Source organism: Bacillus sp. V5-8f, assembly GCF_002863565.1.
Taxonomy (GTDB): domain Bacteria; phylum Bacillota; class Bacilli; order Bacillales; family DSM-1321; genus Peribacillus.
This window is the reverse complement of the sequence record NZ_PGUW01000001.1, coordinates 37,085-51,535: the sequence shown is the minus strand read 5'-3', so window position 1 is coordinate 51,535 and position 14,451 is coordinate 37,085. Positions and strand designations below refer to the sequence as shown.

General features: G+C 41.4%; 9 protein-coding genes. 4 read left to right on the top strand and 5 right to left on the bottom strand.

All coding sequences use genetic code 11. The features are described from left to right. Window positions 1–289: 289 nt before the first annotated feature. Together CUU64_RS00215 and CUU64_RS00210 are read left to right on the top strand one after the other, a co-directional pair. Window positions 290–2,671 (top strand): hypothetical protein, encoded by a 2,382-nt coding sequence (locus CUU64_RS00215; RefSeq protein ID WP_101631270.1) that lies wholly within the window; start codon window positions 290–292, stop codon window positions 2,669–2,671. A 183-nt stretch (window positions 2,672–2,854) separates the two neighbouring features. Beyond that, window positions 2,855–3,463 carry a hypothetical protein gene (locus CUU64_RS00210; protein ID WP_101631269.1) on the top strand — a complete coding sequence of 203 codons (609 nt, stop codon included), beginning with the start codon at window positions 2,855–2,857 and terminating at the stop codon, window positions 3,461–3,463. 156 nt (window positions 3,464–3,619) lie between these two features. Here CUU64_RS00210 and CUU64_RS00205 read toward each other — a convergent pair whose 3' ends face one another. From CUU64_RS00205 to CUU64_RS00195, 3 genes are all read right to left on the bottom strand, one after another. Further along, window positions 3,620–4,801, bottom strand: a complete 1,182-nt coding sequence (locus CUU64_RS00205; RefSeq protein WP_101631268.1) for a glycosyl hydrolase family 28-related protein — start codon at window positions 4,799–4,801, stop codon at window positions 3,620–3,622. A gap of 18 nt (window positions 4,802–4,819) precedes the next feature. Further along, the gene (locus CUU64_RS00200; RefSeq protein WP_101631267.1) at window positions 4,820–6,022 is read right to left on the bottom strand and encodes a glycosyl hydrolase family 28-related protein; all 1,203 of its coding nucleotides are present in this window, start codon (window positions 6,020–6,022) and stop codon (window positions 4,820–4,822) included. Window positions 6,023–6,201: 179 nt separating this feature from the next. Next, window positions 6,202–7,908, bottom strand: a complete 1,707-nt coding sequence (locus CUU64_RS00195; protein ID WP_180954405.1) for a cell wall-binding repeat-containing protein — start codon at window positions 7,906–7,908, stop codon at window positions 6,202–6,204. A gap of 317 nt (window positions 7,909–8,225) precedes the next feature. Here CUU64_RS00195 and CUU64_RS00190 point away from each other — a divergent pair, with 317 nt between their 5' ends. After that, window positions 8,226–8,630 (top strand): hypothetical protein, encoded by a 405-nt coding sequence (locus CUU64_RS00190; protein WP_101631265.1) that lies wholly within the window; start codon window positions 8,226–8,228, stop codon window positions 8,628–8,630. A gap of 82 nt (window positions 8,631–8,712) precedes the next feature. Here CUU64_RS00190 and CUU64_RS00185 read toward each other — a convergent pair whose 3' ends face one another. Both CUU64_RS00185 and secA2 read right to left on the bottom strand, forming a co-directional pair. Continuing rightward, window positions 8,713–9,594, bottom strand: coding sequence for an accessory Sec system S-layer assembly protein (locus CUU64_RS00185; protein ID WP_101631264.1), 882 nt, complete (start codon window positions 9,592–9,594; stop codon window positions 8,713–8,715). Then, window positions 9,572–11,965 (bottom strand): accessory Sec system translocase SecA2, encoded by a 2,394-nt coding sequence (secA2, locus tag CUU64_RS00180; protein ID WP_101631263.1) that lies wholly within the window; start codon window positions 11,963–11,965, stop codon window positions 9,572–9,574. The genes CUU64_RS00185 and secA2 overlap by 23 nt, the downstream gene beginning before the upstream one ends. Before the next feature lie 228 nt (window positions 11,966–12,193). On the opposite strand from secA2, the gene CUU64_RS00175 reads away from it, so the two are divergent. Further along, window positions 12,194–14,437 carry a SpoIID/LytB domain-containing protein gene (locus CUU64_RS00175; protein WP_101631262.1) on the top strand — a complete coding sequence of 748 codons (2,244 nt, stop codon included), beginning with the start codon at window positions 12,194–12,196 and terminating at the stop codon, window positions 14,435–14,437. Window positions 14,438–14,451 lie beyond the last annotated feature (14 nt).

Genomic DNA, 14,451 nt, shown 5'->3' with positions numbered 1-14,451 from the left:
ATATACCCAAATAGTAGTCATACAGTGAATAACGGACTTTTGTCCCATTTTAGTGGATTTTAATGTGTTATTGTACTTTGAATCACCGTACTTTTCATAACTACCAGTTCTCTTGTTTAATATTATAAATTTTAACCGATATTAATAGTAAGAGGTTGAAAAAAATGTAAAAAAATGTTTGTAAATTTGGTAAAAGTTATGAAAAACATTGTTTCTATTTTCCTATAGTGATATTATTTGTTTATGAGAAAATAGTTTCGATGTGTATAATATATTTAGGAGGCTCATAATGAAGAAACAAGATTTAGCAAAAGTGTTGGCTGTAACTACAGCTTTCTCGGGTGTCGTTGCAGTAGGACAGCCAACAGATGTTGAAGCAGCATCGAGTGCCCAAAACTCTGTTGTCAAAGCTGAAAAATTGGCAGCAAAACTAGCAGCAGAAATCAACTATGACACGAGAAAGAAATTGTATCCAAAGTCCCCGGTCGATCTTCCGAATGCAAAACTGCATAAAGATACTTTAACGGCTTATAATCAAGCTTTTGCTGCCGTAAAGAAAGCAAAAGGTAAGGAAAAAACAGTCCTTCAAACACGTTTATCCCAAAAAGTGAAACCAACGTTGGACCGCACAACAAAATACATAGCCGCTGTCAATACAGGGAAAAAGTTGTTAAATTCAACTCGAATTATGGATGTTTACTTAAAATCCCATAGATTAGATAATACGAGTTTTAATGCTTATGTAAAAGTTGCTAACGAAATTAAACAGTTTGATAGTCAAGTTAAGTATGTCTATGGGACTACAACACGTGCTGCACTGGCAAACGCTTATTCTACAAAGGCTAAAACTGTAAAAAATACAGCAAGTTTTACGTTCAGTTGGAAAAACAACACTGAGTACCTTGCGGCCGCTTTAAAACAGGAAAATTACGCTAAGGCACAATCTTATAACAACTATATCCAAAGAATTATTGCTGATAACAACACGAAACAGTATCTTTGGACACAAAGTAACCTATATAAAAAACTAATGGCAAATTACCTTCCATTAAAAGAGGAAATGACTAAACATGGAGTAATTTATACAGCAGTCTCCAAAGTTTCTTCAAAACCAACTACGGTGGGAGGAAGCAGTGCAAAACCAGTAACGTTAAACCAGAATGTAACCATTTTTGCTGGTAAAGATACACATATTAAGCTGGCAAATGTAGTGGTAAATGGGAATATCATTGTTAAAGGTGATAAAACCGGGTCGGGTACTGTCTCGCTTGAAAACGTAAAAGTCAACAAGGGCACCACTTCTGGTGGTCAAATTATAGTTGAAGATATTGCGGACCACAGTCTGTACCTAAACAATGTACAAGCTGATGATTTAGTGGTAAACGATGCAAATGGTTCAAACATTGTTGCACAGAGCACTACTAAAATTAATAATGTAACTGTAACTGAAAAAGCCGGCGCACAAGGTAAAATTAGTATAAATTCAGCTCAAAGTGGTGCATTCGGTGCAATTACTGTAGCAGCTCAAGGAAATGCACAGTCTGAGGGTGTTTCTTTGAAGGGTGACTTTTCAACGACTCAAATCAGTGTAACAGGTGCAAATGCGTCCATTTCAGTTGAAGCAGGAGCAAAAGTAGGTTCAATTGAGGTGAAAGCAGCAGCTAAAATTGATGTAGCACAGGGAGCTACAGTAAGTGCAATTACTAAAGACCCTGCTGTAACAGGTAAAGTAGAAGTTGATAACAAAGGTACAGTCGAGAAAGCGGATGAAGGCGTATCAGTCGGAGGAACACCACCGAAAGAAACTACTAAACCATCTAATCCACCGACAACACCAACAACACCAACAACACCACCGTCTAGTGGCGGCGGAGGCGGAGGTGGTGGCGGTTCGACTCCACCACCACCACCAACAACCTTACCGGTTATTAGTAGCCCAGTTATCCTCATAGATGGCACAAGAGATGTGCCAGTAGCCAACAATCAGGAAGTGGATTTGAGTAGCGATAGCTTTGACAATTCTTTTAAATTCAAAGGACTCGAAATTACTAATGGACTTGCCGGTTCTCAGGTTACAATCACTTCAGTTAAATCGATGAGTAGAAATCTTGAATTGATTCAAAACCCTATAACAGTTCCAGTTTCATCAACAGGTACTGCTTCTATTACAACAACTCAAATTCTTGGTGGGTTAGATACTGGAGCTGATGGAGTAAGCCTTGGTATACTTAGGAGTGTGTTAAACGGTGGAGATATAAAAGTTGAAGGAAATATCACTAAAACAGGCTATCAAGCTTATCCTATTAACGCTACTATTAAATTAGGACCAGGAGCTTCAGCGAGTATCATTGAAAATAAATATTTCAAAATCGCTAAAACTGGCACAACACCAAATAATATAAAGACAGCTGAAGTAACAATCTATACAAATGAAGATGTCACTATTGGCCAGTTAAATCAACAAGGAATATACTTTACAACTCTACTTGCAGCAGCTTTAGACTATGATAGTGTGGATGTTAATGGAGGATCTGCAGATACTATAGCAGAAATTGAAACTGCGGTTCGTTTAGTAACGAATGGTAATACGCTAGAGTTAACTAAACTAGCTAATTTGGCAGATAGAACAATTACCTTCAAAAACTATCAGGTTGTATTTAAAACTGCATAAATTGGTAACAGTTTAGGATAACCACTTTAAATTTAAACGATTAAGACTTTTAGAGGCTGGGCAGGGTATGGATCCCTGCCCTTTCTTTATCTATGCAGTTAGTTGTTAATATTATCAATACGACTTTAAATATTTTGTGTCAAATCTTCAAGGCGTAATATTTCCAATTAAGGGGTATTTAAAATGTGGTTAAAAAACAAGAGCATTGTCAGTATTAGCATTTTGTTAGTTATGTTTATTACTATCATCGTTTTGGGCAACAAGTTTCTTACATCCAAAGAGAAAACAGTTGCTTCAAACACAGAGCAGCATTCATCTGGGAACTCAACAAAAAATGTTGAGAAAGAAGCTTCAATAAATGAAACGGAAACGGTAACTGAACAAGAAGAGCAAAATGTTTCAGTAACTGATCAAAATAGCGCTGCTGAAGAAAGTGTTAAGGATGGAACGATATCTTCAAACGAGGGTGCTTCTGAACAAGAAGTAAAAGCACAATCAATATCCCAGCAAGATGAAAAGCAAGAGACAGAGCCTCAAAATCCCGCAACTAAAAATAATGAGTCAACAGCTTCTTCTCAACAAAAAAACATCAATAGTGGACTGCAGTTTTCTTCACGGGAAGAGGCCGTTCAATTTGCGTTAAGCCGTTTTACAGCAGAAGAGATTGCGATTTACAACAAGGCTTCTAAAAATGGATTAACCGCTGAACAAGAAGCTATGGCTTTGCAAATAGCGTATTCACGTTTCTCTGCAGCCGAGGTGGCCGCCATTAAAAAAGCGTTAGGCAATTAACAATTAGGGGGTCAGTCCCCCGCCGCTTTAAATTGCTAAAGTTTAATCAAACGATTGATTAAAAAAAATGAAGGCAGAGAACGTGTTAAGTTCTCTGCCTTTTTTTAGTTTATATCTTAAACAAAGTTTTTGATTATTGCTGAGGTTTTCAATGATTTACCTACAATTGTCATACACATTATCAGTAGAAATAAAATTTTCAACACCTGATGTCAGCCGAATTCCATTCAACCCGTTCCTTAAGGTATTTTTGCTGATCGTTAAGTTATATAAGGTTGCTTTAGCGTTTGCGCCTGCACTGGCAGTATTGACGCGGATCAAATCGGAATTCGTGTAGTTCGATCCATTTGATAATGTATTGTTCTTAAGTGTCACGTTACTTGCGCCCGTTACTTCGATGGCTGCGAAATAGCTTCCTAAGCCATTGATAATGTTTCCGTCTGCCGTCACGTTGTCTGCGCCGATATAGATGCCCGATGTCATGTCAAATTGATTATTCGCAGCGACGATTCCGGGATTATTTCCCTTAAAGGAATTAACGATTCTGTTGCGTTTCACCGTAACACCAGGGCTCAAAATTCTTATAGCCCGGTCACGCACCCGGGTAAAGGAATTATTCTCGATAGTGATCCCGGCTGGCTGTGTGAAACCCCTCACGAGAATGCCATCGCTATTGCTGCGCGGGCCAATGCCCGTGAATGTTGAGTTTTTAATGAGGATATTCTGTCCAGGACTCAGGTCCGCTCTTGACGGAGCGATGAACAATCCTGCTGCCTGTTTCGCGTTTCCGATATTGTATTTTCCATTGATGTTTTTAACCTGGACTGCATCCAACAAGACATTACTTGTATTTCCATCAAGTCTAATCCCGACTGGAATTTGGTTCTTAAACTTTATGTCCTGTGTAATATTCTGCACCACTGATTTCGTTATCGAAATGTCGTTTAAATTGGCCCCAATGCTTACTCCTTGAATGCTCTGATTATTCCCGTCAATCACTAAGCCTTGGATTTTCACATTGCTTCCTTCGACTTTTAACACATAAGAAATTGGTTGATTAGCTTTTAACACTGCACTTGTTCCAATGATTGAAACATTGTATGGAATGGTGAGGTAGCTGATTCGGTAAGTCCCTCTAGGGATCAACACTTGTTTGCCTTCACCCTCCCAAAGAGCCAGCTGAATGGCGTTTGTGTCGTCCGTTTTGCCATCCCCTTTTGCACCGAAGTCTTTGACATTTATAACTGTTGCCGCCATGGTTTTTACGGGAAAGAAGCTCGAAACAGAAACAACAAGACCGAAAAACAGCACGGCGATGACCCATTTTTTTGTATTCACATTCTAACATCCTTTATCTTATTTAGAATTGACTAATGTATTATTGCTCACTGTCACATTTCTTACCGGGCTTGAAAAGTAAATGCCATTTGATCCGTTTTTCAGCGTATTATTCGTTATGGTTAATCCGGAGATCGCTTTAGTCCGGTTGTACACAGTATTGATCCGGATTAATGGATTCAAATTGTATCTGGAATCGATGCCGTTTTCTATCCTATTATTATTGATGGTAACATTCTGTGCACTATCGATATCGATTGCTGCAGAAAAGCTCCCTATACCAGTGATATCATTGTCTTCAACGATTACATCATTTGCATAAACAGATATGGCTGCATACATATCATAATTGTCCGGGATGTTGTATGTATCATAATGGTTATTTCCATTAAATGAATTGATGATGGTGTTACCTTTTATGATAGCACCAGGATCTTGTATCTTAAGGGCGCGTTTATGGTTATTTTCGAATCGATTATTTTGAATCGTAATCGTCACTTTTTGTTTGAAGCTCTGGACATTGATTCCGTCTCCGTCATCCTTTGGACCAATCCCATCAAAGACAGAGTTTTGTATCACAATATTTTCAGGTGCTTTTTCAGGCTTTGCCACCGTATATGGCATTAGAAAAATCCCTCTAGAAACATAATGATCGCCAGATGATTTAACGCGCACCTTCGAGTAAATGTTTTTCACGGTTGTGTTATCAATCAGAATATTTTTGGTTTCTCCCACAATGCGAATGCCGACGGGAATGGGATGATTATCGAGGTTAGGGTTACTTGTGGAAAAGTTTTGAATCGTAGTATTGGTAATCTTGATATCCTGGGCGCCTTTATGAATAAAAAACCCATTGATTACTTGCTCTTTTCCATCAAACGTTAAATCGGCAATGGTGAGATTGCGTCCGTACAGGTTCACTAACCTTTTCCCTTCCTGGCCAGCCTGGATGACAGCTTGTTCGCCTTTAAGGGACGTGTTATCCCGCAGAGTAATTTCACGGATGGCGTATGTACCTTTAGGGAATATAATAGTTTTACCTTTGGATGAATCAATGGCATTTTGGATGGCGCGTGTATCGTCTGTTTTTCCGTCACCTTTTGCACCAAACTTTTTAACACTCACCGTTTGAACGGTATCTGCCAGGGTAATGCTGTAATAGGCCACTGACAGTCCAATGAAAACGGCCAACGACAGTAATACAAATTTCCACTTTTTCACTTATTTCTCCTCCTAATGTATTACATCTACTGTATATTATATCGGAAAAATTTACTAATGGTTGAATTTTGAGGAAGGTTTTTACAGGTGGTTATAAATCAGGCCTAATTACCTAGATTTTTTGGGGTCAGTCCCCCACTGCAGTGAAGCGTTAACGCAGTGGGGGACTGACCCCGATGTTAAGGTATTAGATCATATAACTGTTTTTCTGTACTTTTTGAAACGGATCCTTCTCCGCCAAAAATAAGCATGTGGTCCGTTTCACCCTCGTAGGCTTCCAAAAAGGCTTGTACTTTTTCTTCTAGCTTGTTGGTTCTGGTTAATAGTATTGGTGCTTCATAATAGTTGGCGAGAGGGGCGCCAGAAAGTGCATCTGCGAATACATCGCCGCGTGCAAATGTAAGTGTGCTTATATTCATATCGAAATATTCCATGCCGAATTCTGCAACATTCAGTGCGACTTCATAACGGTCTTGACCGCTGATTCGCTCTACATAAGCACCATTTCTCAATTGCCTGATCTGGCTTATTACCGATTCTTTGACCGTTGAAGGGCCTCCTACTACGATAAATGCTTCAATTTCTGGATGGTTCTTAATAAATGTCTGGATTGGATCAGGGATACGGTCAGATCTGACAGGTAAAATCGGCATACCCTCTAATCCCGCAATACCAGACGCCGAGAGTGCATCGGGGAACACTAGACCGCTTGCGATAATCGCCGTGTCGGCCTCTGAATACTCAGACACTGCTTCTGCCACACCTGCGGCTACAACGAAGCGGTCCGCACCGCCAATTCTTTCGATCTCTGTAACACCAAGTTCAGCTAGCTCATCTTCAACGTTGGCTGAAACAGATCCAGTCCCGCCAAGGATGATGGCACGCTCAGCCCCTAAGTTGGCAATCGTATTCTTCACACTGTCAGGAAGAGCAGCCGTTCTAGTTAATAAAATAGGAGCACCTTCCATTGATGCAAGTGGTCCGCCTGCTAAGGCGTCAGGGAACATATCGCCTCTAGCAATGACAACCGTTCCATTGTTTTGGCCCCAATAATTCAATGTACTGCTCATATTTGCCGAAACATCATACCGGTCTTTTCCTTGAATGCGCGTAACGCCTGGTAGGGTGATTTGGTAAAACGATGTGATTGTATTGCCCCCTGGAATGGAAGCATCCAATAATACTAAATTATCGCCTGTAGCCAAATCGGCATCATAGCTAAACGATCCGTTTGCATTCAGCTCATGCGCTTCCTCCCGTGTTTCATCGTTTACATAAAGCCTTAAGTATTGTGCCTTGGAAGTACCAGCGACTGTAAAGGTAGAGGAGGAACCTTTCTCAAGGCGGATCCAGTCGTCAGCAGGCTGGGAAACCTGCAGCTCCGGCAGTGATGTATCAGGCACTTGGGAAAAGGGTCCATTTAAAACATAGTCATAGTCCAGTGATTGTTCACCAAAGCTCGCCACTACAAAAACATAGGAGCCTGCAGCCAGCTGATAGGTGTTGCTTGCACTTTCGTCTATCGGTTCGGTAGAATTGAAATCGACGATATCATATTCGAGGTCATCTGCTGCCGGGTGCCGGGGTGTTACTTTAAACTCCCCGCCGTTTGTTGTGAATACATATTGATGCACTGTGTTATTGGCGAGTTGCTGTTTGTAATTGACTTCTGAAGAAATGGGAGTAACGTCTACTGAGGCTTGTTGAACCATCTTTGTTTCAACGCTTCTGTTCTTAATCAGTTCCATTACGGCCTCTTGGTTCTCGATTCCATGAGGGTGATTCGTTGCATCGTTAGTTTCCGCGTGCGCAGAAGGGGCCAGCATGTAAGAAAGTACTAATGATACAGCGGCCATTGAGGAAAATGTTTTAGAAATCGCTTTCAATGATTGGTTACCTCCTAAAAATAGAATCATAATCTTCCTAATCATAGAATAAAATACATAAATTGGAATGAGCCTATAGGACTATTGACTCTATAGTAATTTTTGGGAAAAATTTCATTCGCAATATATCTGAGTTGCAAACTTTCAAGTGTGACAAGCGCTTGACACTTTCATTTCTAATAAACGACGATATTTGCAGAAATCGTTACATGTATGGTAACGTAAAAGGACAGCAGTCAATTTATACTTATATACATAGATTTTATATGATAACGTTTTTTACTGGCTATTAACGGTTGGAGGGATTTGTAAGTACCATGAACAATGAACAAGAATTGAAAGAACTAATCGAGAGTTTGAAAAACACCCCCCCAAAGATTATTGGAGGCTATAAAAAACAAGGCTGGGCCGTAAAAGTTTTGGATAAGACAAGCAATGAGTCGATAGAATCGGAAGGTGGCTCCATTACGGCTAAAGCTGTTCTGGAAGCTAATGATGGAAGCTATTATCCGGCCTTTTTAACATTGGATATGAACAATAATGGCCAGATTTCAGGGGCGTATCTTCTTGCAGAGGAAGAAGAGCAATTTAACTTAATCCCTTATGAAATTGCTAAGGAGTTCTTAGAAAAGCCGGAGAGCGATTTGATTCCTTTTAAGTATCGCACGCTTGAAAAAATTGAAGGCGATGAGCAACAACAAAATTGGCCTGATTTTTCATAAATTAATCAAATCTTAAATAGAAGAAAGCAGTGAGTAAAAATCCTCACTGCTTTTATTTATGTTTTTTACTTTGAAACGAATATTAGCCTTGGGCAGGCGGATACACCTTCCAGCTGGACATGTTAGGCTCAGCTTTTTGTACAAGCTCTGCAGGGAAGATGAATGTCCATGGTTTGCTTGTATTTGCTTTGACCTCAAAGTTATTCATCTGGAACCCGCCCTGGCAAACGATATCCCCATCGCCATCTTCCACGATAAAAGGAATTTGTTCCAGTTTGATATTTTTTGTGCTCCCATTTCTGATCAGGACCGTTACGGCGAAGGCTCCATCCTGTACGAAGGTTGCTTCAATTCCCATGAAGTTCACTTCGCTTGGTGATAGCTTAGGAAGATTTCCTACAAGCTTTTCAAGGTGCTCGCGCTGGGCCGCGGTGATTTGATTTTCCCATGTTGCATCCAGGTCGAGATGGTGTGCTTCGGCTGATGGCGTTTTTAATTCGAATGCAATCTGCCAGTCTTCACTTACCGGGATTGTCTTTGTCAGTTTATCTTCTTTCTCGAATAGGAACCTCCAAGGCCTGCAAGAAAGCGGAGGGAGCTCGCCGATGTCATCAAGCTGAAATTGACGCTTGGCAAAAGGGTTACCTTCGCCATCTAGCAGCAAGAGATCCACCGCTTCAAACGTAATTGGCCTTGAAAGTGTGTTCCGCAACAAGGCAACCGCCACAAACCCTTCTTCATAATCGATTAACTTAATACCGCTAATAGACACCTGGTTAGGCTTCAGTTTAGGAAGCTGCTGATGGTGATATTGATAGACAAACCGTTCCTGCGGCTCCACTTCCCACTCAGGGTGGATGGAAAGGACGGTACTGACTTCTTCTTGCTGTTGATCTACCGGTTCCTCGATCGTTACAGCAACCGGGTCTTGCTTTGCTTTCTTATTCCTGCGAAATAGGCCCATTGCTAGCGAGTTCCTCCTCCGTTGTAATCGTTAAACCCTTTTTGCTTCTTACAAGATTTATAAACTGAATGCTGATTTTAGAATGGATTTCATAAAGAAGTCCATTAAATTCATCCAGCGCTTCGAGAGAAAAAATCCGGTAAGGATCTTCCTGTGCATAACCGCGCAATCCGTTTCCTTCTTTTAATTCAGTCATCGAATCAAGATGGGCAATCCAATTGCTATCGATTTGTTGGAGCATTAAGCGTTTCAATCGGTAGGAAAGCTGTTCGTCATCCTGCAGCTCCATGATTTCCGTTTGCAGTTGCTCCCGTTCTCCGTTCAATTTATCGATGATTTCTTCACGCTCTAGGTCTTCGATGTCCCTTACGTTCCAGCCCAGGAATGATACCTGCTCGACTAATCCTTGAAGATTCCAATTCTCTCTCTGATCAGGACAGTATAACTCGACGGTTTTTGTGAAGAAGTTATCCATATAACCCATAAATTCAGTGAAAAGCTCCTGGCCTTCCAAATCAAGAATGTGATCCCGCATGGAATAGATGATTTTACTTTGCTGGTCAGCTGTATTATCAAGCTTTAATAAATGATTACGTGCAGAGAAATGGCTGCTTTCAATCATTTCCTGAACCTTTTCAACAAATTTCAAAGGATCTGGAGAGATGACGATTCCGTCCTCATTCACCTTTACTTTCTTTTTGAATCGTACAAAATCGTCTTCGTCATAATAGGTGAACAAATCATCTTCCAGAGAAATGATAAATTGGGAGGAACCTGGGTCACCCTGACGGCCTGCGCGACCTCTAAGCTGCATGTCGATCCGTTTGCTTTCATGCCGTTCGGTTCCGATGATATGGAGGCCGCCCAATTCCCTGACGCCATCCCCAAGAAGGATATCCGTTCCTCTTCCTGCCATATTGGTCGCAAGCATGACCTGGCCTTTTTGTCCAGCCATCGCGATGATGCGGGCTTCGTCTTCTTCCGTTTTCGCATTCAGGATTTGATGCTTGATATTTGCTTTTAGTAAATAGCTGGATAGTTTTTCTGATTGTTCGATAGAAGTTGTTCCTATTAAAACAGGCCTTCCTTCTTTATTAAGTCTCTTAATCTCGGAAACGATATAGCGTACCTTCGATTCATAATCATTAAAAATTAAATCTTCTAAATCAATTCTTTGATTTGGCCGGTTTGTCGGTACGGTAATAACCGGAAGCCGGTACGTATCATAGAATTCCTTTTTGGAAGGCGTGGCACTGCCCGTCATTCCGGAAAGGGTCTCGTACATACGGAAGTAATTTTGTATCGTAATCGTCGCCTGGGTTTCATTTTCATCGGTGATCTCGACGCCTTCTTTGGCCTCGATTGCCTGGTGCAGCCCATCGCTGAATGATCTTCCTTCCATGACGCGGCCGGTAAATTTATCGATGATCATTACTTTGCCTTCTTTTACGATATAGTCGACATCCCTGATCATGACGTAATGCGCCCTTAATGCCTGCATGACATTATGGACCAATACCTGGTTTTCTGTATCATAAAGGTTTTCGATACCAAAAGCGGCCTCGATTTTAGAGGCACCTTGATCGGTTAAGTTGATCTGCTTCGTTTCCTGGAATAATTCGTAATCTTCTTCGTTTTTGAAGGATTTTACCAAAAAGGAAGTGATTTCTGATAACTCTGCACCCTGGCTGGATTTTTTCGCAATAATGAGCGGAGTTCTCGCTTCATCGATCAAAATGCTATCAATTTCATCGACAATCGCATAATGATGGCCGCGTTGCACCTTATCTTCTTTTGCCGCAACCATGTTATCGCGCAAATAGTCAAAGCCAAATTCTGTACCGGTTCCGTATGTAATATCTGCTACATAGGCAGCTTTTTTATCATTTGGCTGCATATCAGATATATTTAGGCCCACGGTTAAGCCAAGGAATTCATGGACTTTTCCCATTTGCTCTTTATCGCGCCTTGCTAAATATTCATTTGCTGTTATAACATGGACTCCTTTGCCTTCCAAGGCACGAAGATAGCTAGGAAGGGTAGCAACAAGGGTTTTTCCTTCACCGGTTTGCATTTGCGCGATTGAACCTTCATGAAGCACGAAACCGCCAATCAACTGGACATCATAATGCCTAAGACCCATTACACGTTTACTAGCCTCCCTCACCACTGCAAAGGCATCAACAGCTATATCTGCAAGGGTTTCTCCGTTTTGCAGCCTCTCTTTAAAAGAAAATGTCATATTCTTCAATTCTTCATCTGATAGTTTTTCATACTTTTTCTCTGCTTTATTCACATTGTCTGCCAATTGGGTGAGTCGTTTTAAATCTTTCGCACTATCATCAAAGATTTTTTTCACTTTGGATATCATTGTGTTCTCTCCTGTTTCCTAGATAAATCTAACTATTAACAGGTTGTATTATACCATACCTACTATTTATTTGTTCTAGTAACAGTTCTTTCCAATTCTACCAGAATCATAGTTATTCAGCCCTAATTGGTACATTTGTCACATGAGTTTGCCATTTACCGGTATGTAAAATTTTGATAGGTTAGTAAGGTATTACAAAAAAGAATAATATTTTGGAAGGTTGGGTTTATGAGGAAAAAACAGCTAATGTTAGTAGTGTTGGCAATTGTTCTGTTTACATCTGGATCAATGCTTGGCCCTTCGTCTGCATCTGCAGCTTCGACCATTTCGGTCAAGCTTCAAAACTACATAGGGAACAAGCAAAGCATTGATATTGAAGCAAAAGGCTCTTACAAATTTGAGAGTGATAATATCCGCTATTCAGGCCAGAACCGTTTTGAGGTGGCTGACAATGTGGCTGCCGCCGGATGGAAGTCGGCGAGCACAGTAGTAATTGTAAATTCAAATGCATTTGCTGACGCTTTGTCAGCTGGGCCATTGGCTTACCAAAAAGATGCACCGATTCTATTAACCAGCACTGATTCATTGCCTGCAGTGATGGAGAATAGGATTAAAACCCTTCGCCCTTCGACCATCATGATCGTTGGGGGAACCGGTAGCGTATCGGAAGCTGTGGAATCAAAATTAAAAACCTTGGCTTCTCAGGTAGTCCGCATTGATGGTAAGGATCGTTTTGAAGTTTCCCAACAGGTTGCTTCGTACTTTCCTTCGTCACAGAAAGCTGTCGTAACCAATGGACTAATCTTTTCTGATGCATTGGCTATCGCGCCTTATGCGGCCAAAAATAGTCTTCCTATTCTGTTGACAGCTCCTTCTTATATACCTGATGCCATTAAGAAGGCTTTGGTAGGGAAAACCTCTACATTAATTATTGGTGGCGCAGGAAGTGTAAGCCCAGCTGTGGAGGACCAACTGGTGTCGCCAACCCGTATCGGGGGCAAGGATCGTTATGAGGTGTCTGCTAATATTGTTTCTCAATTAGGAATGAACGCCGATACGGCATTTATTTCGAATGGTGCAACATTTGCCGACGCACTAACCGGTTCTGTGCTTGCGGCCAAAAGTGATGCTCCTTTACTTTTGACGTCGCGTGACAAATTACCGGAAAAAGTAGCTGGAATTTTTAATGAAAAAGCAACCTCCAATTTTCATATCTTGGGCGGACCGCAGTCCGTGGGTGAAACACTAGTCAACACCCTGCCTAATGAATATACGTTGGCGCAAGGCACTCCTTATTCGATCAAGGCAGAAAGTGGACAACTCGTCCTGTATAAAGGAAACAGCATTGTGAAGAGTTTTGCAAGCAGCTTTAGCCTTGTCCCGGAACGGTACTCATTAGACAATCAAATCCTTTTGAATGGTAAACCGTATCTTGGAAACATGGATTTTTCGATTGAATCAGGAACAAATGTAAGACCGGTCAATAGGGATATTCCTTTTGAAGACTACTTAAAGGGTGTCGTGCCACGTGAAATGCCGGCCAGCTGGGCTTCCGAGGCTTTAAAGGCTCAGGCTGTTGCAGCAAGGACTTACTCGGTTGATGATTTGGGAAAAACCGTTGTGGATACAATCAGCTACCAGGTTTATGGAGGCTACAATTGGGATGAACGCTCTACAGATGCGGTCGATAGTACCCGTGCAAAAGTTCTCAAATATATCGATTCACACGGCAACATAAAGCTGGTAAGCACTTGGTTCTCCTCGAGTAACGGGGGAATGACGGCAACCAATCAGGATGAGTGGGGGTCTGCAAAGCTGCCATTCCTGGCAAACAGTGTTGATCCTTATGATACGACTGGACAGTGGAGCGGCATGAGTTGGAATCTGAAGGTGGATAAGGTCCAAATTGATCCGCAGCAGATAGCTGAAAGTGTGAACCGCGATCCAGCCAAAGCGCTGTATAATCCGGGTTGGTGGTGGAGTACTGCCGAGAAAGACACGTTTTTAGCGGATTCAGTTAAAAACTGGCTTTCTGCAAATGGATACAGCAATAAGGAAATTAAACTGGTTGCCATTAATGATTTTGTTGTCGGTCCGGAAAGAAATGCAGGTGGACGTGTTACCAATACGACATTGACAGTAGATTTCTATATAAAGGACAAAACAACAAATAAATATAGCTGTGAAAATGGAGATTGTGATGGCACAGCACCGCTCAAGAAGTATAGTGCGGATATCAAACGCACTGGTGTGCAGGCAAGAGCGATGTTTGGCGGCACACGCTTCAAAAGCTCCTTGTTGACATCTGTGGCTAAAACGGCCGATTCTTTCACAATCAACGGCAAAGGATATGGCCATGGTATCGGTATGAGCCAGTATGGTGCCCATAACCGGGCTACAGCCGGCCAAACGTACGAACAGATTCTTCAATTCTACTATCCTACCTCGATTCTGAGCACGGAACAGTACTAACTTAATCGGAAAAT

Bases quoted from the DNA above. Each gene is read 5' to 3' on its own strand.
- CUU64_RS00215 (WP_101631270.1), top strand. From the start codon at position 290: ATGAAGAAACAAGATTTAGCAAAAGTGTTGGCTGTAACTACAGCTTTC.
- CUU64_RS00210 (WP_101631269.1), top strand. From the start codon at position 2,855: ATGTGGTTAAAAAACAAGAGCATTGTCAGTATTAGCATTTTGTTAGTT.
- CUU64_RS00190 (WP_101631265.1), top strand. From the start codon at position 8,226: ATGAACAATGAACAAGAATTGAAAGAACTAATCGAGAGTTTGAAAAAC.
- CUU64_RS00185 (WP_101631264.1), bottom strand. From the start codon at position 9,594: ATGGGCCTATTTCGCAGGAATAAGAAAGCAAAGCAAGACCCGGTTGCT.
- secA2 (WP_101631263.1), bottom strand. From the start codon at position 11,965: ATGATATCCAAAGTGAAAAAAATCTTTGATGATAGTGCGAAAGATTTA.
- CUU64_RS00175 (WP_101631262.1), top strand. From the start codon at position 12,194: ATGAGGAAAAAACAGCTAATGTTAGTAGTGTTGGCAATTGTTCTGTTT.